The sequence below is a fragment of the Pseudomonas sp. AL 58 genome, assembly GCF_036348395.1.
Lineage (GTDB): Bacteria > Pseudomonadota > Gammaproteobacteria > Pseudomonadales > Pseudomonadaceae > Aquipseudomonas > Aquipseudomonas defluvii.
Genome location: NZ_JAZBQR010000008.1, coordinates 87,970 through 104,395, shown reverse-complemented (window position 1 = coordinate 104,395; position 16,426 = coordinate 87,970). Strand labels below are relative to the sequence as shown.

Below are 16,426 nucleotides of genomic sequence, written 5' to 3'. Positions count from 1 at the left end.
GTTGGCCTGCGCGAGCAAAAACAAAAATCGGGCGTGCACAACGGGGCGAGCGGTCATTGCCAATTACTTCACTTCAATTGGATTGAACTATGAAAAAAATCCTGCTGACGCTCTTGTGCCTGAGCGTCATCGGTTGCTCCAAGCCCAATGAGCCCGAGAAAACCGTAGACGTGCTGCTGATCGGCGGCGGCATCATGAGTGCAAGCCTTGGGACCTACCTCAACGAGCTGGAACCTGAATGGTCCATCGACATCTATGAGCGCATGGACAAGGTTGCCGAAGAAAGCTCCAATGCCTGGAACAACGCCGGTACCGGTCACTCGGCGTTCTGCGAACTGAACTACACCAGCGAGGGTGCCGACGGAACGATCGATATCAGCAAGGCTGTCGGGGTCAATGAGCAGTTCGAGATCTCCAAGCAGTTCTGGGCCTATCAGGTCGAGCGCAATGTGCTGAACAATCCTAAGTCGTTCATCAACAATGTGCCGCACATGAGCTTCGTCTGGGGCGACAAGAACGTCGAGTTCCTGAAGAAGCGTCATGCTGCCCTGCAACACAGCTCGTTGTTCCGCGGCATGGAATACACCGAAGACCACAAGCAGATCGAGCAGTGGGTGCCGCTGGTCATGGAAGGCCGTGCTGCCGACCAGAAGATCGCAGCCACACGCATGCCGATCGGCACCGACGTCAACTTTGGTGAGATTACCCGCCAGTTGTTCGCGTCGATGACCCAACACGATAACGTCAAACTGCACGTTCAGCATGAAGTCCGCGACATTGTTCGCAATGCAGACAACACCTGGACCGTGGTCGTTGCCGACCTGGCCAACAAAGGCGTCGAAAGCAGCGTCAAGGCCAGGTTCGTCTTCATTGGTGCCGGTGGTGGTGCGCTCAAGTTGCTGCAGAAGTCGGGTATTCCTGAAGCCGAAGGCTATGCAGGCTTCCCGGTCGGCGGTCAATTCCTGATGACGGACAACCAGGACATCGTTGCGCGCCACGAGGCCAAGTTGTACGGCAAGGCTTCGGTCGGTGCGCCACCGATGTCGGTTCCGCACCTGGACACCCGAGTGATCGATGGCAAGGAAGTGCTGCTGTTCGGTCCGTTCGCCACGTTCTCGACGAAGTTCCTCAAGAATGGCTCGTTGCTTGACATGTTCGCTGCGCTGACCCGCCACAACATCATGCCAATGACCCACGCCGGTATCGACAACATCGACCTGAGCACCTACCTGATGGGCCAGTTGATGCTGAGCTTCGAAGACCGCATGGCAGCCCTGCGTGAGTATTTCCCGAACGCCCGGAACGAAGACTGGAAACTGCTTCAGGCCGGTCAGCGGGTTCAGGTGATCAAGAAAGACCCTGTGCACGGCGGTATCCTGCAGTTCGGTACCGAAGTGGTTGCGTCCGAGGACGGCACCATCGCGGCACTGCTGGGTGCGTCACCTGGTGCTTCGACTGCTGCGCCGATCATGCTGAGTGTGTTGGAGAAGACCTTCAAGGACCGTATCAAGACCCCTGAGTGGCAGGCCAAGCTGAAGGAAATCATTCCAACCTATGGCCAGAAGCTCAACAACAACCTTGAGCTGACCAACAAGACCCGTGCCTGGAGCAGCGAGCGCTTGCAGCTGAACTTCGTACCGGTATTGCCTGAGGAAGCGCCTGCCCAGGCGGCGATGTAAGGCACATCATTGGCAAGCCCGCTTCAACAACGGTCACACAAGGTTGTTGGCGCGGGGCTTGCCAGCGATACAGGTGCCGCGAACCCGCGGGCACCCTGCTGATGCCATCGCAGGCGTTGAATCAGTGGCGACGCTTCTTGTTGCCGTCGGCCAGGTTGTTGCCCAGAGCACCACCGGCTGCACCGCCCAGGCCTGCACCGATGGCCGAGCCGGTGCTACCACCGAGCTTGCCGCCAATCAGCGAGCCACCTGCCGACCCCAGGCCGCCACCCAGCGCTGCCTCGGCTTTGTTGCCCTTTTTCGCGGCCATTGCGCTGCCCGCTGCACCGCCAACGCCGGCACCGACAGCTGCACCGGTGCTGCCGCCCAGTTTTTGCCCGACAACGTTACCCAGAACGCCGCCCAGGCCGCCGCCGATTGCCGTCGTGCCATCGCCCGCCACTGCGCCTTGTGCGCACAGCAGGCCCAGAGTAATGGCGGCAAGAGTCTTACGCATGTGAAACAACCTCAAACAGGAGAAAAGGGCGCGTATTCTGAGGGTGTTCTTCGATGCCGGCAATCGACACTGACCATCGGCGTAGCACGCGAGCCGCCCCGTTTCAGAGGTCTTGGACCGTGCGGACCTGGTCTTTGTTGACGCGGTTGCGCTTGCCGTCCAGTTGCTCGAATTCGTAGAAGCCGGAGTCTTCGTCGTACGTTGGCGTGTCGATGGTCTGGATCTCGCGTCCGTCGTTGAGGGTGATCACGGCCGGCGATGAGCAGCCTGCCAGGGTGCCCAGGCCCAGTGCGAGGAGGAACGCAGGGAGTGTTCGTTGGATCATCGTGTATCTCCAGTCATGGATGGGACGCTGTACGGTTCTTGAGATGCATACCATTACAGCAAGTTCCTTGTTGAGTGCAGCATAGCTGTCAGGGGCTGATCGTGGTCAGGGTAGTGCTGGGCGCGAGTTGATGTGGCCTGTGATATAACACCGGGCATGTGTTCCTACCAATGGATTCAAGGTCCCATGAAAGCCAAGGCTGATGTACCTTTTGTGCCGCTTAACATCGCGGTGTTGACCGTCAGTGATACCCGTACGCTTGAAACCGATACCTCGGGTGAGGTGTTCGTCGAACGCCTGACGACGGCCGGGCACGCCCTTGCGGCGCGTGTATTGCTCAAGGACGATCTCTACAAAATCAGGGCTCAGGTCGCGACCTGGATTGCCGATGAGCAGATTCAAGTGGTGCTGATTACCGGTGGTACAGGGTTTACCGGTCGCGACAGCACGCCCGAAGCGGTGACGTGCTTGCTGGACAAGCAGGTCGATGGTTTTGGTGAGCTGTTCCGGCACATTTCGTTGGCCGATATCGGCACCTCCACCATCCAGTCGCGCGCGCTTGCGGGCCTGGCCAATGGCACGCTGGTGTGTTGCCTGCCGGGTTCGACCAATGCATGCCGTACCGGCTGGGACGGCATCCTGGCCGAGCAGTTGGATGCCCGTCATCGCCCGTGCAATTTTGTCACCCACCTCAAGCAGGCCGAACCCTGCCAGAGCCGTGGCTGAGGCCGCGGCGGTGAAGCCGCTGATGTCCGTCGAGCAGGCCCTTGAGCGCCTGCTGGCGTTGGCCGATAGCACGCCTGTTCGTGAGTATGAACAGGTCTGCCTGGCTGAGGCTGAAGGCCGCGTACTGGCCCGTGAACTGGTTGCCAGCCTGGACCTGCCGCCGTGGCCGAACAGCGCCATGGACGGTTATGCCTTGCGCCTGGCCGATTGGCAGGGTGAGCCGCTGGTGGTGAGCCAACGGATATTTGCCGGTCATGCGCCTGCACCACTGGAGCCCGGCTCTTGTGCGCGTATCTTTACCGGTGCGCCAATGCCGGCGGGCGCCGATTGTGTGGAAATGCAGGAAAATACCGAGGTTCTGGCCGATCAGCGGGTGCGCTTCACCCAGCCGTTGCGCGTTGGTCAGAACATTCGTCCTCAAGGCCAGGAAACACGCGCCGGTGAGCAGGTGCTGGCTGCCGGCACACGCCTGGGGCCTATCGAGTTGGGCTTGGCAGCCTCATTGGGCTGCGCTGAGCTGACGGTGGTTCGGCGTGTGCGGGTAGCGTTGCTGTCCACCGGTGATGAGTTGGTTGAGCCTGGCTTGCCGTTGGGCCCCGGGCAGATCTACAACAGCAATCGACGGCTGCTGGCGGCCTGGTTGCAGCGTTTGGGTTGTGAAGTGGTCGACGTCGGCATTCTTGAGGATGACCTGCAGAAGACCCGCGAATGCCTGGGACGTCTCTCTGACGTCGACCTGATCCTCTCTACCGGCGGTGTTTCGGTCGGTGAAGCCGACTACCTGGGTATCGCCTTGCGTGAGGAAGGCGAGTTGGGGCTCTGGAAGCTGGGAATCAAGCCAGGCAAGCCGCTGACCTTCGGGCATTACCGCGGTGTGCCGGTAGTCGGGCTGCCCGGTAACCCTGCGTCGACGCTGGTGACGTTCGGCCTGTTGACCCGTCCCTACCTGTTGCGCCGCCAGGGTGTTCAGGACGTCGCGCCTCTGCAGTTTGCCGTGCCAGCCGGCTTTGAATGGCCCAAGGCCGGCAGTCGCCGGGAATACCTGCGTGGGCGAATGGAGCACGGGCAGGCGCGGATCTACAAAAACCAGAGTTCTGGCGTGCTGCGCAGTGCCGCCTGGGCAGAGGGACTGGTCGAGGTTCGTGAGGGTCAGACGCTCGTGCCAGGCGACATGCTGCAGTTCATTCCGTTGAGCGAATTACTCGGCTGAGCGGCTTAGCAGTGCGCTGTCCAGGTGGGGGCCGTGTGCCCTGGGTAGCGCGCTGAGGCGCGCGTGTACTGCCTCAAGTTGTGCCGCTGCAACGCTCCAGTCGTGCGTTGTACTGACGAACTGGCGAGCAGCGTCCGACAGTTGTCGCATGCGCCAGGGTTGGTTGAGCAGTTGGGTAATCATCAAGGCCAGGCCATCGCTGTCGTCGCAGCCCAGGTAGTGTTCGCCATTGTTTACGGTCAGGCCGGCGACGCCATCGCGGGTAGTAACCACGGGCAGACCGGCCGCCATGGCTTCCAGCACCTTGACCTTGCAGCCACCTTTATGGCGCAGCGGGGCGAGGAAAATCGCCGAGTGACGTTGTATGTCGCGCAGGTCTGGCAGGTAGCCGACCCACTCGATACGCGGGTCATTCCAGTGCAATTTCAACTGTTCCGGCAGGGCATGGCCCGCGATTGCCACGCGAACCGCTGGGTTGCTCAGCCAGACTTTTGGCATGATGTCGTCGAGGGCCCACTCAATGGCATTGAGGTTGGCGCCGTACTCGAAATTGCCGACAAACAACAGGCGTTGGCTGTGCAGTGCCGGGCTCACAGACTGGTAGTACTCGCAGTCGACGCCATTGATGACCACATGGGCGGGGCGGCCAGTCATTCGACTGATCAGGCCGGCGTCGTCTTCACTGACCGCAACCACTTCGCTGGCCTGGCGCAGTACCCGTGTTTCCCAGTACCGGTAGCGCCAGCGGTCGAAGGTATTGAAAGGGCGCAGCCACAAGGGCAGTCGGTCCTGGCGGGCGGCACCGGCAATGGATTCAACGGTGTGCTCACTGACAATGAACGGCAGTCCGCTCGATTGCAGGGCTTTTTCGAAGGGTTGAAAACTGTAGCTGTGCTCGATCTGTATCACGTCCCAGTGTTCTTGCAGCAAGTGCTCGAAGCAATGCCGCAGGTGGGGCGCCAGGCCGTTGATACTGGCCCGCATCGGGTAGCTGACATAGAACGCTGCGAGCAGGTTGAGCGGGCTGCGCAGCGGGCGCCTGGGCAGTACGATCAAGCGCTCGACCCAGGGTTCGAGCGCTTGCCGTGCCGCGTCCCCGAGGGGAACCTTCGATTGCACCAACAAGGTGATGCGGTGGCCCCGTTGGGCCAGACCGCGTAGCAGGTTGTATTGCCGGGTCTTGCCACCGCTGGTGGTTGGCCAGGGCAGGTTGGGCAGTGTCCAGAGTACGCGCATGAAGCCTTTCCTCTATCGCCGGGCGGGTAACGCTGGCCGATATGAAAGGCGCGCCTGCCTGAGTCAGCCGATGATTGGCTCTGGGGCGCGTCCGTAAATATCAGTAAAGCGTACGATGTCGTCCTCGCCCAAATATTCGCCACTTTGTACTTCGATCATCACCAGATCGATGACCCCCGGATTGCGCAGGCGATGGGTGCAGCCGGGTTTGATGAAGGTTGACTCATTGGTGTCGAGCAAAAATTCTTCTTCGCCGTTGGTCACCATCGCCATTCCGCTGACCACGATCCAGTGTTCACTGCGGTGATGGTGCATCTGCAGCGACAGCGACGCTTCCGGGCGAACCATGATGCGCTTGATCTTGAAGCGCGGGCCTTCCTCCAGCACGGTGTAGGTGCCCCAAGGACGCGTCACGGTGCGGTGCAGGCGATAGGCGTCATGGCCCTGGCGCTTGAGCTCCTGGGCGATCAACTTGACCTCCTGACTGCGCTGCGCGTCCGCGATCAGCAACGCATCGGGCGTATCAATGATGATCAGGTTGTCCAGGCCAAGGCCTCCTACCAGGCGGCGAGGCGAATCGATGTAGCAGTTGCTCACGTCGTGAAGTACGGTCTCGCCGTTGCATTGGTTGCCGTTGTGATCGCTTTCCTTCAGTTCGCGTACGGCTTGCCAGCATCCGATATCGCTCCAGCCCAGTTCGCTGGGAAGTACCGCAACCCGTTTTGAGGGCTCCATCACTGCGTAGTCGATGGAGATGTCCGGGACTTGCGCAAAACTGTCAGCATCCAGTTCCAGTTGCAACTCACCGTGACCGGTTTTGCTCTGGCTGCGCTCCAGGCATGCGCTTACGGCCGCGAGCAACTGCGGTGCATGCATCTCCAGTTCGTGCAGGATGGCATCCACACGCATGCAGAACATGCCGGCGTTCCACAGGTGCCGGCCTTCTTCCAGGTAGCGTTGTGCGGTGGCTGCGTCAGGCTTTTCAACGAAGCGCGCAACCTGATGGCCGTGAGCGCCCAGCGGTTGGCCCTTCTCGATATAGCCAAAGCCGGTTTCCGGGCGGCTGGGGACCAGGCCGAACGTAGTTAGCCAGCGCTGTTCGGCCAGTTCCCTGGCATGTCCAACGGCTGTTTCGAAGGCCTGCAGATCACTGATCAGATGGTCGGCTGGCAGTACCAGCAGTTGCGCGTCCTCACCGTAGTGGCGTGCGCAATGCAGGGCAGCGGCGGCAATGGCGGGCGCGGTGTTGCGGCCACAAGGCTCGAGAATGAAGTCCAGTGCGACGCGGGCCTGGTTCAGTGCCCGGTACTCATCCAGGGTGCGGAAGAAAACATCGCGGTTGGTCACGGTCAACACCCGCTCGACATCCTTCAGGTTGCTGGCCCGGATGAAGGTCTTCTGTAGCAGGCTCTGACCATCTGGCATGCGCATGAATGGCTTGGGCATGGCTTCGCGGGAAACCGGCCAGAGCCTTGTGCCAGCGCCGCCAGCGATGATGCAGGGAATCAGTACACTCATCTCACATAGCCTCGAAGCAAGGGCGCTGCGATCGTGCAGCGCGACAGGAAGGAACAGGTACCTGGCAGGCGCTTGCACAATGAGTCAATAAACCGACTTTTTTCACCGGCGTCGTCCTTGATTGCCAATATTTTGTCGAATAATGCACGTTAGGCGGCACGCTTTCAATGGCATTTCCATGAATGCGGGTGTTTTCCGACCGTTGATCGTACCCCGCTCTTGCTGTGCCGAGGCCGATATCGGTGCTGCGTGACGTTGCAGCTGGAATGTCGATAGACCTTGGCACAGGGGGCATGTTAGCGCCTGGCTGTGTCAGGCGTACGCAGGGGGCGTTCAATCAGGATGGCAGGGCGCTTTGGGTGGCAAGCCTGCGGCTCACGGTGTTGCTGAGGGGTATTGCGAGTGCGTCTGCCCGAGGCGTATTCAGTGCTCAGTCGTCCAGGCTGATGATTTGCTCACGTACGGCAAACAGAACCAGGCCGGCCACGTCGTAAATCTGCAGGCGCTTCATGATCTGCGAGCGATGGGTTTCTACGGTTTTAATACTCAGGCCCAGGCCGTTTGCAATCTCCCGGGTGGACTTTCCGCGCACAATCAACCGCAAAATTTCCAGTTGGCGTGCCGTGAGGTTGTGATTATCGGCCGCTTCCGGCTTGTTCGCCTTGGCTTTGAGCAATGCCTGATTGATGACCGTATGGGCAATGGCCGGACTCAGGTAGCGTTCGTCGCAACGCAGTGCGGCAAGAGCTTGTTCAAGCTCGGTGGCAGTGGTGTCTTTGAGCAGGTAGCCGTGGGCGCCGGTTTCCAGGGCGCGCATGATCAGCTCCGGGTCAGTGTGCATCGACAGAATCAAGACTTTGCAGCGGCTATCGGTTGCGCGCAGCTGTGCCAGGGCGTCAAGGCCGCTGGTTGAGCGCATGGAGATATCCAGCAGGACGATATCCGGGTCAAGTCGTCGAACCAGTTCTGGCAACTGGTTGCCATCATTGGCTTCGCCTATCACGGTGTAGCCCGGAATGTCGGATACCAGTGCGCGTACGCCGGCTCTAATCAGTGAATGGTCATCTACTAGCAGTAATTTACAGGTCATGGGGTCTTACTTGCATTGGCGCGTTCGAGGGTTCGTGGTGCCCATGGGAACAATGCCTGGATCTTTGTGCCGTGGCCGGGCTGGCTGTCTACCGAAAGGCTGCCGCCCAGCAGGTTCACGCGTTCGAGCATGCCGGCCAAGCCGCGCTGGCCGCCCTCGGCAGGGTTGTCTGTGGCCAGGAAACCTTGGCCGTCATCGGTGATCGAGAGTGACAGGCCTTCAGGCAGGCGTTGAATGCAGACGACCAGATTGCTGGCGCGTGCGTGTCGCAAAATGTTTGTGACGGCCTCTTGGGTAATCCGAAAGGCGGCGATTGCGGTTTCCTGCGGGATACCGTCCATGCGTTGTCTGCAATCGAGGCTCCACAGCACATCGGTGTTCTCCAGCGTGCGCAGCAGGTGCGCGCGCAGGCTTGCTTCCAGGCCAAGGCTGGTCAGTTGCCGAGGATTGAGGATCGCTGAGACATCGCGGACATTGGCCAATGTATCGTCCAGTGTCTTGCGCAGGGTTGTGCAGTGTTCCTGCAACTCCGCCGGCAGGCGACGATAGAGCCAGTCGGCTTGAAGTTTGGCGGCGGTCAGCAACTGGCCGATATCGTCGTGCAACTCGCGGCTCAGGTGTTGGCGCTCACTTTCCTGCACTTTCAGCATGCGCTCGGCAAGTTCCTGCGGGCGCAAGGCGATTGAGCGCGCGCTTCGCAGCAATTGCCATGCAATGCACAGCATGGCCAAGGCCTGCAGTGCCAGCAAACTGCCCGGCATGGGCATCGAATGCAGGTACAGGTACAGGTTTGCGGCAATCGAGCTCAGGCAAAGCCCTGCGGTCAACCAGCGTAATAGGGCGGCTCCGGGTGACCAGCGCTTGAACGTCATGAGGCGTAGGAGCATAGGGAATGAAGCCACTGAATATATCGCTGTTGAAAGCCTGTCAAAGGTCGAACAAGAGGTATTGGTCGTATTGCCTTAAACAACTTGTTGATTGTTGGTTTTACATTGGCATGGCGGCCACGCTTTCAACCAACAGGCAATGCCATGAATTAAGCACTGCGATGCTGTGTGTCGACCGCAGGGACGCATATTAGCACTTCATATACATTTGGTCGCGGGTGCCGAAGGTGTCTGAATGGTCAGATTTTACTGGGTGGTACGGTCGTTCCGCTTTTGAGTGATTGTAGCACTTCGCTATCACGGGTGCAGTAAAGATACCTTCCCTTACATCAAGGTCGGGTGGGATTTAAGCGCTTTACCTGGAACTAGTCGAACGCGTTCAAAGTTATGGCTTAGTGTGTTTTCTGCACCGTTCAGGTAACGGCTCTATCGCGGGCTTAGTTCGACTTTAGTTGAGGCTAGTTGGCCTTGAAAAACAGCGGCTGGCATGGGGCGACTCGGCTCATTCTGCGCGGCTCGCCTCTTGCGGGTCCAAGGTGTTGGTCAGGTTGCCGATCAGCTCGAGTTGCTCCTGGTTATCCAGGCTGAGAATGCCGGTTTGCGGATCAATCAACTCCAGTTGCCAGGAAAGCAGTGTCAGGCAGTCCGAAAGCACGGTTAGCGCCTCACCGTGCAAACGATTGCGGTATCGCTCTGGCTCAAGCAGAAGTCGTAGTTGAAGGCAGAATTCGGCAATCTCGGATTGGTCGTGGGCCTGTGCGCGATTAGCCAGGGAACCCAGTGTGTCGACCATGCAGTCGATGGCATCCGGATCGTTGCCGATCAGTTCCAGGTGCGTCAGGCATTCCTGGGTCTTGGTCAGCAGAACCTCGGCATCAATCAGAAAGTCTTGTAGCGCGCTCGTGTTGGGTGAGTCGTCTTGCATTATGCGGCTCCCGCAGGGCGCAGGTTGGCGAAGTGCCGATAATCTGCCTGGCAGCGGACGTTTTGCAGTGCCGGAGCAGAAGCTGGCCACAACCGAGCGATAGCAAACAAAAGCCTGACTCCATTCATGCAATGAGAATGGCGTCACATTAATGGCTAATGGATATTGCGAACATCAGGTCTCACCCGATTGCTGCTAGGGGTTTCCCTGATGCTGTCTGAGGTGCCCGTGGAAGGGCATGAAGAGGATGAGCGCAGTAAAGCATGATGCTAAAGTGACATCAATGGGGTGCCCAGCATTTTATTTCAGGGGTCAAGCTGGGCGAAAAACGGCCGATATACGGTTAATGCATTTAATTTGCGAAACAGGGGTTCTTCTAATGGCTGGCATTCTCGACACGGTAGACCAACGGACGCAGCTGGTAGGCGAGAACCGCCTGGAAATCCTCATGTTCCGTCTGGCAGGTCGGCAGTTGTTCGCCATCAACGTGTTCAAGGTTCAAGAGGTGCTTCAACTGCCGAAGTTGACGCTGATGCCTCAGCGCCATCCGTTTGTCTGTGGTGTCGTCAACTTGCGTGGGCAGACCCTGCCGGTGATCGATCTTTCTCAGGCGATCGGCATGCGCCCGCTGCAGCCCGGGCCGAACAGCACCATTATCGTCACCGAGTACAACCGTTCCGTACAGGCCTTCCTGGTCGGCGGTGTCGACCGGATCGTGAACATGAACTGGGAGGCTATCATGCCGCCGCCCAGCAGTGCGGGCCGGCAGCATTACTTGACGGCCATCAGCAAGGTTGACGATCAACTGGTCGAAGTCATCGACGTTGAGAAGGTGTTGGCGGAAATCGTTCCGTACAGTGCCAAGGTATCCCGCGACAAGCTCGAGGATCCCTTGCTGGCGCGTGCTTTTGGTCGTGAGGTGTTGCTGGTGGATGACTCTACGGTGGCGCTCGCCCAGCTGCGCGACACCCTGTCTCAACTTGGCGTGAAAATGCATGTGGCCAGTGACGGGCTGAAGGCGCTGCGCATGCTCAAGGCCTGGGCCGACGCCGGTGAAGACATCTGCGAGAAGCTGTTGATGGTGTTCACCGATGCTGAAATGCCAGAGATGGACGGTTACCGATTGACCACGGAAATCCGCAACGATCCGCGTTTGCGTGGTTTGTATGTGGTCTTGCATACCTCGTTGTCCGGCAGTTTCAACGAATCGATGGTGAAGAAGGTCGGCTGTGACAACTTCCTCTCCAAGTTTCAGCCCGACAAGCTGGTCGACGTGGTGCGCGAGCGTCTGATGTTGGACACGGCCACCGCCTGACGGGAGCAGGCCGGGCAGCGCCAGCCCGGTTGTCGGTGTAAGCTTGCTGCCTTTGACATCTCAGGGAGCAGGCCACATGCAGTTGAGCGCGTTATACCGTTACCCACTCAAGTCGGCCCAGGGAGAATCGTTGCAGCAGTCGTCTTGTGGGCTGTTGGGGCTGACTGGAGACCGGCGCTGGATGCTGGTGGAGCGTGAGAGCGGACGCTTCCTGACCCAGCGTGCGTATCCCCGGATGAGTCAGTTGTCGGCCCTTTATGATGCCGAGGGGGGCTTGGTGTTGAGCGCGGCTGGCCAGGATGCACTTCACGTTTCGGTACCGAGTCCCGATGACGCCTTGCGCGGTGTAACGGTCTGGCGCGATACCTTGCGCGTTCCGGACGCCGGTGATGCGGCGGCGGACTGGTTGAGCGTATTCATGGGTACCGCTGTACGCTTGGTTCATGTGCCTGAACAGCGAACCCGCTACCTGCCTGCCGGGTATGGCGAGAACAGCGACCGTGTCGCCTTTGCTGACGGCTTTCCCTTGCTGTTGATTGGCCAGGCCTCGCTTGATGACCTGGTACAGCGCGTTGGCCGACCGCTGGCAATGCAGCGTTTTCGGCCCAATCTGGTGATTGAGGGGAGCACCCCGTTTGCCGAGGACGGCTGGAAGCGCATTCGTATCGGCACACAGGCATTTCGTGTGCTCAAGCCGTGCACCCGCTGCATCCTGACCACGATTGATCCACTGACGGGTGAGCGCAGCGCCGACCGTGAGCCGTTGACTACGTTGAAGACGTATCGGCAGAAGGATGGCGATGTGATGTTCGGGCAAAACCTGGTGGCCGACGGCGAGGGTGTGCTCGAGGTGGGGATGCCGGTGACGGTGCTGGAGTAACCCTGCTGTTCCCTCGGGCTGGGTAGCCTGCTGACATGGCACCCATCAGGGCTCCATGTCAGCAGGCGTGTGGCTTACTGATCGTCAAAATAGCGTTCGTGCCAGTCCACAATGGGCTGCGGTGAGTTGAGCTTTTGCCCGTAGATCACCGAGTAGGACAGCACGTTTTGCACATACTGGCGCGTTTCGTCGAAGGGGATCGATTCAACCCAGACGTCGAAGCTCAGGTGGTTGGCGCCTCGCAGCCATTGTCTGACCCGGCCCGGGCCTGCGTTGTAGGCGGCCGAAGCGAGTACCCGGTTGCCATTGAACTGGCCGTGTACCTGACTCAGGTAGGCGGCGCCCAGCTGGATATTTTTCTCCGGGTTCAATACCTGCGCTGGGGATGCCAGGGGAATGCTGAACTTGCGCGCTGTCTCTTTGGCGGTGGCGGGCATCAGTTGCATCAGGCCACTGGCGCCAACACTGGAGCGCGCATCATCCATGAAGGCACTTTCCTGGCGGGTAATGGCAAATACCCAGCTCGAATGCAGTCCGCGGGCTTGCGCTTCACGTACCAGGGTATCGCGGTGGGCCATGGGGAAGCGGATATCCAGGTCATCCCAGTACTGCGCCTGGCTGATGGTGCGAATGGCCGGGAAGTACCAGCGCATGTCATAAGCCAGTTTGGCTTGGGCAACCATCTCGTCGCGGTTGAAGTGGCGGCTGACGTGATACCACTCGCGGCGCCCGTCAACGATTTGTCCGCGGGCATGGAACTCCAGTGCGCGGCGTATGCCAGGGGTATTGCGAACCTTGTTGATGACCTGTTGGCTCAGCATTAACGGCTTGTTGTTGAGCTGATAAGGCGTTTGTGCGCGGTCGGCAGCAAGGAACCCGTAGTAATCGCGCTCACGGGCGACGTTCTTGTACAGCAGCGGGACTTGTGGGTTCTTCGGCTGCGCCAATTCCAGGCTGCGAACCTGCCAGTAGCGCCAGCGGCTGCTGCTGGCCAGGTCTTGTGGCAGGCGTTTGGTCAGCTCGTGGGCATCCTCCCAGCGGCCCAGGCGCAGCAGCAGGCGAAGGCGCCACTCGGTGACCGTGTTGTCGCGCAACTCCGGGTCATAACGGGTCATCAGCTCGAGCGCGCGCGGGTCATAGCGGCGCGCCAGGGTCAGGCCGATTTCGTTGGCAATCGCAACCTTCTCGTCGCGCGAGAAGTGCATGCGGTTGGCGTAGTCGTCGAGCAGGGCCATGGCCCGCTCCGGGTCCTGGCGAGCCAGGCGCCGCAAGCCGAGGCTGACCACGTCGGCCATTGCCTCGTTGGCTGGGGCAAAGCGGCCAGGCTGATTCAGCAGTTCAGGCTTCTGCGCGACGTCGATCAGCAGCCGGCCTTGCGGGCCGAGGCTGTTCAAGGTCTTGACCAGGTTGTTCGCCAGGGCGTAATTGCGCGCCTGGGCGGCCAGCTTGAGGCGCTGCCAGCGTTTTTCCTCGGTCAACTGGCCTTCGGCAGCCCAGCGGTCGAACAGGGCATCGCAGGCGGTGGGCTGTGACTTGCCGACCAGCCAGAGTTTCTCGGCGCTGGCATAGCCTTCGGCGCGCTTGCCCTGAATCAGCAGGTGTTGGCCGTTGAGGCAGTCGAGCTCGGTGAAGTTGAGCTTGGGGTCGTAGTAACGGGCGAAGGTGTCCCACTCGCCGCGATCGGCCAGCCAGCGCAGCCAGCGAAGTTTCATCCAGTTGGCTTGCGGCAGGTCGCCGTGTTCAGCAAGGAACTTCTCGATTTCGGCATTGCTTGCCGTCTTCAGACGAGCGGTCAGTTCGTCATACGCCAGGTAGGGCTCCAGCGGATAATCGCTCAGCGCCTGGGCGTAACGCCGATACGGGCCGCTGTCGCCCTTGGCCAGGGCGCGCTTGGCTTCATCGTAATACTGGCGCTGCAGCGTGATATCGGCCGCCTGTGCGGCGCTGACCGCAGAGGCAGAGAGAACAATGCATGAAACGAGGGTGTACAGGCGACGGCGCATGATACTTCCGAACAGTTTGACCAGAACAAGTGTCGGCGTCGCCAGCACTGATGGGTATTACGTGGTTAAGCTTAGCCGGTTGCCGGGGGCTGATCAAAGCACTGTGCTTGTATCGAGTTGTAATGAAGGGCTTGGCGCATAGAAGGTGCTTCCTTGATGTGAGTGTGTCGCAAACCGGGTAGAATGCGCGCCCGGTTTTTGGAGAAGATCATGACCCTGCTCAAATTCAGCGATGTGTCCCTGGCTTTCGGCGCGATGCCGTTGCTGGACAAAGTGTCCTGGCAAATCGCCCGTGGCGAGCGGGTCTGCATCATCGGCCGCAACGGTACTGGCAAGTCGAGCATGATGCGCCTGGTCAAGGGTGATCAGAAACCCGACGAAGGTGAAATCTGGCGCTCGCCAGGGTTGAAGATCGGCGAACTGCCGCAAGAGCTTCCGGTCGCCGACCAACGGACCGTGTTCGACGTCGTCGCCGAAGGCCTGGACGGTGTCGGTGCGCTGCTTGCCGAGTACCATCACCTGAGCCAGAACATCACCAATGATGCCGACCTGGAAAAGCTCATGCATGTTCAGCATGACCTTGAGGCACGTGATGGCTGGCGCCTGCAGCAGTTGGTCGACAGCACCCTGAGCCGCCTGCAGTTGCCTGCCGACAAGACCCTCGCCGAGCTTTCCGGCGGCTGGCGTCGTCGTGTTCTCCTGGCGCAGGCGCTGGTGTCCGAACCCGACCTGTTGCTGCTCGACGAGCCCACCAACCACCTGGACATCGGCGCCATTGCCTGGCTTGAAGATGCCTTGAGCGGTTTTGGCGGCGCAGTCCTGTTCATTACCCACGACCGTTCCTTCCTGCAGAACCTGGCGACCCGCATCCTTGAGCTGGACCGTGGCGGCCTGATCGACTGGAACGGCGACTACGCCAGCTTCCTGGTGCACAAGGAGGCCATGCTGGCCGCCGAGGAGACCGCCAATGCGCTGTTTGACAAGCGCCTGGCCCAGGAAGAGGTCTGGATTCGCCAGGGCATCAAGGCCCGGCGTACCCGTAACGAAGGCCGTGTGCGTGCACTGAAGGCCTTGCGCGTCGAGCGCAGTGAGCGTCGCGAGCGTCAGGGCAAGGCCAACATCCAGCTCGACACCGCCGAGAAATCCGGCAAGCAGGTGATGGTGCTGGAAAATGTCAGCTTTGCTCACCCCGGTGGCCCGAAGCTGGTGAATGACTTTTCAATGGTGCTGCAGCGCGAGGACCGTATTGGTCTGCTCGGCGCCAACGGTACCGGCAAGACCACCCTGCTCAAGCTGATGCTGGGCGACTTGCAGCCCATCAGCGGTACGGTGTCGTCCGGTACCCGCCTGGAAGTGGCTTATTTCGACCAGTTGCGCCACCAACTGGATCTGGAAAAAACCGTTATCGACAACCTGGCCGAAGGCCGCGACTTCATCGATATCGATGGTCAGAGCCGTCACGTGCTCAGCTACCTGGGTGATTTCCTGTTCAGCCCACAACGCGCCCGCACCCCGGTAAAGGCCCTGTCGGGTGGCGAGCGTGCGCGTCTGTTGCTCGCCAAGCTGTTCAGCAAGCCGGCCAACCTGCTGGTACTCGACGAACCGACCAACGACCTGGACGTGGAAACCCTCGAACTGCTCGAAGAGGTGCTGTCTGGCTTCAAGGGTACGGTATTGATGGTCAGCCACGACCGGGCGTTCCTCGACAACGTGGTCACCAGCACCTTGGTGTTCGAGGGTGAGGGCCGTGTGCGTGAGTATGTCGGTGGCTATCAGGACTGGATCCGCCAAGGTGGTTCGCCGAAACTGCTCGGTGTAACCGAGAACAAGTCTGGCAAGCCTGAACTCAACAGTGCGGTGGTCAGCGCACCTGAGCCTGAGCCCGCGCCGGCTACTCAACCGGTAGAGGCGAAGAAGAAGCTCAGCTACAAACTGCAGCGTGAACTGGATGCCTTGCCGGGGCAGATCGATGAACTTGAGCAGAAGATGGCTGCTGTTCAGGCTCAAATCGCCGACGCTGGTTTCTATCAGCGCCCGATCGACGAGACCTCGAAGGTGCTGGCGCAGCTGGAGTCCCTGCAGGGTGAGCTGGATGTGCTGGTAGAGCGCTGGGCTGAGCTCGACAGCTGAGGCGGC

Annotated in this window: 14 protein-coding genes; 6 read left to right on the top strand and 8 right to left on the bottom strand. The window is 59.9% G+C overall.

Annotated elements, in window-relative coordinates; translation table 11 throughout:
* The first annotated feature begins 89 nt into the window (after positions 1-89).
* On the top strand, positions 90-1,679 hold the full coding sequence (mqo, locus tag UIA24_RS12060; protein WP_330522931.1) for a malate dehydrogenase (quinone): 1,590 nt from the start codon (positions 90-92) through the stop codon (positions 1,677-1,679).
* A gap of 121 nt (positions 1,680-1,800) precedes the next feature.
* Here mqo and UIA24_RS12055 read toward each other — a convergent pair whose 3' ends face one another.
* Complete coding sequence (locus UIA24_RS12055) at positions 1,801-2,175, bottom strand: bacteriocin (RefSeq protein WP_065758439.1); 375 nt, start codon at positions 2,173-2,175, stop codon at positions 1,801-1,803.
* 103 nt (positions 2,176-2,278) lie between these two features.
* The gene (locus UIA24_RS12050; protein ID WP_330522930.1) at positions 2,279-2,500 is read right to left on the bottom strand and encodes a YgdI/YgdR family lipoprotein; all 222 of its coding nucleotides are present in this window, start codon (positions 2,498-2,500) and stop codon (positions 2,279-2,281) included.
* A 186-nt stretch (positions 2,501-2,686) separates the two neighbouring features.
* Between UIA24_RS12050 and moaB the strand changes: the two genes are divergently transcribed.
* The gene (gene moaB / locus UIA24_RS12045; RefSeq protein ID WP_099775403.1) at positions 2,687-3,226 is read left to right on the top strand and encodes a molybdenum cofactor biosynthesis protein B; all 540 of its coding nucleotides are present in this window, start codon (positions 2,687-2,689) and stop codon (positions 3,224-3,226) included.
* Between the two features lie 22 nt (positions 3,227-3,248).
* A complete protein-coding gene (locus UIA24_RS12040; protein ID WP_330522929.1) occupies positions 3,249-4,436 on the top strand; it encodes a molybdopterin molybdotransferase MoeA in 1,188 nt (395 codons plus the stop codon).
* Here the strand turns inward: UIA24_RS12040 and UIA24_RS12035 are convergent.
* The 5 genes from UIA24_RS12035 to UIA24_RS12015 form a co-directional block, all read right to left on the bottom strand.
* Positions 4,425-5,672, bottom strand: coding sequence for a glycosyltransferase family 4 protein (locus tag UIA24_RS12035; RefSeq protein ID WP_330522928.1), 1,248 nt, complete (start codon positions 5,670-5,672; stop codon positions 4,425-4,427). The two genes, UIA24_RS12040 and UIA24_RS12035, sit on opposite strands and share 12 nt — an antisense overlap.
* A gap of 63 nt (positions 5,673-5,735) precedes the next feature.
* The gene (locus UIA24_RS12030) at positions 5,736-7,190 is read right to left on the bottom strand and encodes a mannose-1-phosphate guanylyltransferase/mannose-6-phosphate isomerase (protein WP_330522927.1); all 1,455 of its coding nucleotides are present in this window, start codon (positions 7,188-7,190) and stop codon (positions 5,736-5,738) included.
* Between the two features lie 430 nt (positions 7,191-7,620).
* On the bottom strand, positions 7,621-8,280 hold the full coding sequence (locus tag UIA24_RS12025) for a response regulator (RefSeq protein WP_099775399.1): 660 nt from the start codon (positions 8,278-8,280) through the stop codon (positions 7,621-7,623).
* A complete protein-coding gene (locus UIA24_RS12020; protein ID WP_065758445.1) occupies positions 8,277-9,167 on the bottom strand; it encodes a sensor histidine kinase in 891 nt (296 codons plus the stop codon). The genes UIA24_RS12025 and UIA24_RS12020 overlap by 4 nt, the downstream gene beginning before the upstream one ends.
* 502 nt (positions 9,168-9,669) lie before the next feature.
* On the bottom strand, positions 9,670-10,092 hold the full coding sequence (locus UIA24_RS12015; protein WP_065758446.1) for a hypothetical protein: 423 nt from the start codon (positions 10,090-10,092) through the stop codon (positions 9,670-9,672).
* A gap of 379 nt (positions 10,093-10,471) precedes the next feature.
* On the opposite strand from UIA24_RS12015, the gene UIA24_RS12010 reads away from it, so the two are divergent.
* The gene (locus tag UIA24_RS12010; RefSeq protein WP_065758447.1) at positions 10,472-11,407 is read left to right on the top strand and encodes a chemotaxis protein CheV; all 936 of its coding nucleotides are present in this window, start codon (positions 10,472-10,474) and stop codon (positions 11,405-11,407) included.
* A 76-nt stretch (positions 11,408-11,483) separates the two neighbouring features.
* Entirely contained in the window at positions 11,484-12,287 is an 804-nt protein-coding gene (locus UIA24_RS12005; protein ID WP_330522926.1) for an MOSC domain-containing protein, read from the top strand.
* 74 nt (positions 12,288-12,361) lie between these two features.
* Here the strand turns inward: UIA24_RS12005 and UIA24_RS12000 are convergent, their stop codons facing one another.
* Positions 12,362-14,290, bottom strand: a complete 1,929-nt coding sequence (locus tag UIA24_RS12000; protein ID WP_065758449.1) for a transglycosylase SLT domain-containing protein — start codon at positions 14,288-14,290, stop codon at positions 12,362-12,364.
* A 210-nt stretch (positions 14,291-14,500) separates the two neighbouring features.
* Here UIA24_RS12000 and UIA24_RS11995 point away from each other — a divergent pair, with 210 nt between their 5' ends.
* A complete protein-coding gene (locus UIA24_RS11995; protein WP_330522925.1) occupies positions 14,501-16,420 on the top strand; it encodes an ATP-binding cassette domain-containing protein in 1,920 nt (639 codons plus the stop codon).
* The last annotated feature ends 6 nt before the right edge of the window (positions 16,421-16,426 follow it).

Excerpts from the sequence above, each read along its gene's own strand:
- mqo (WP_330522931.1), top strand. The coding sequence starts at position 90 with ATGAAAAAAATCCTGCTGACGCTCTTGTGCCTGAGCGTCATCGGTTGC.
- UIA24_RS12055 (WP_065758439.1), bottom strand. The coding sequence starts at position 2,175 with ATGCGTAAGACTCTTGCCGCCATTACTCTGGGCCTGCTGTGCGCACAA.
- UIA24_RS12050 (WP_330522930.1), bottom strand. The coding sequence starts at position 2,500 with ATGATCCAACGAACACTCCCTGCGTTCCTCCTCGCACTGGGCCTGGGC.
- moaB (WP_099775403.1), top strand. The coding sequence starts at position 2,687 with ATGAAAGCCAAGGCTGATGTACCTTTTGTGCCGCTTAACATCGCGGTG.
- UIA24_RS12040 (WP_330522929.1), top strand. The coding sequence starts at position 3,249 with ATGTCCGTCGAGCAGGCCCTTGAGCGCCTGCTGGCGTTGGCCGATAGC.
- UIA24_RS12035 (WP_330522928.1), bottom strand. The coding sequence starts at position 5,672 with ATGCGCGTACTCTGGACACTGCCCAACCTGCCCTGGCCAACCACCAGC.
- UIA24_RS12030 (WP_330522927.1), bottom strand. The coding sequence starts at position 7,190 with ATGAGTGTACTGATTCCCTGCATCATCGCTGGCGGCGCTGGCACAAGG.
- UIA24_RS12025 (WP_099775399.1), bottom strand. The coding sequence starts at position 8,280 with ATGACCTGTAAATTACTGCTAGTAGATGACCATTCACTGATTAGAGCC.
- UIA24_RS12020 (WP_065758445.1), bottom strand. The coding sequence starts at position 9,167 with ATGCTCCTACGCCTCATGACGTTCAAGCGCTGGTCACCCGGAGCCGCC.
- UIA24_RS12015 (WP_065758446.1), bottom strand. The coding sequence starts at position 10,092 with ATGCAAGACGACTCACCCAACACGAGCGCGCTACAAGACTTTCTGATT.
- UIA24_RS12010 (WP_065758447.1), top strand. The coding sequence starts at position 10,472 with ATGGCTGGCATTCTCGACACGGTAGACCAACGGACGCAGCTGGTAGGC.
- UIA24_RS12005 (WP_330522926.1), top strand. The coding sequence starts at position 11,484 with ATGCAGTTGAGCGCGTTATACCGTTACCCACTCAAGTCGGCCCAGGGA.
- UIA24_RS12000 (WP_065758449.1), bottom strand. The coding sequence starts at position 14,290 with ATGCGCCGTCGCCTGTACACCCTCGTTTCATGCATTGTTCTCTCTGCC.
- UIA24_RS11995 (WP_330522925.1), top strand. The coding sequence starts at position 14,501 with ATGACCCTGCTCAAATTCAGCGATGTGTCCCTGGCTTTCGGCGCGATG.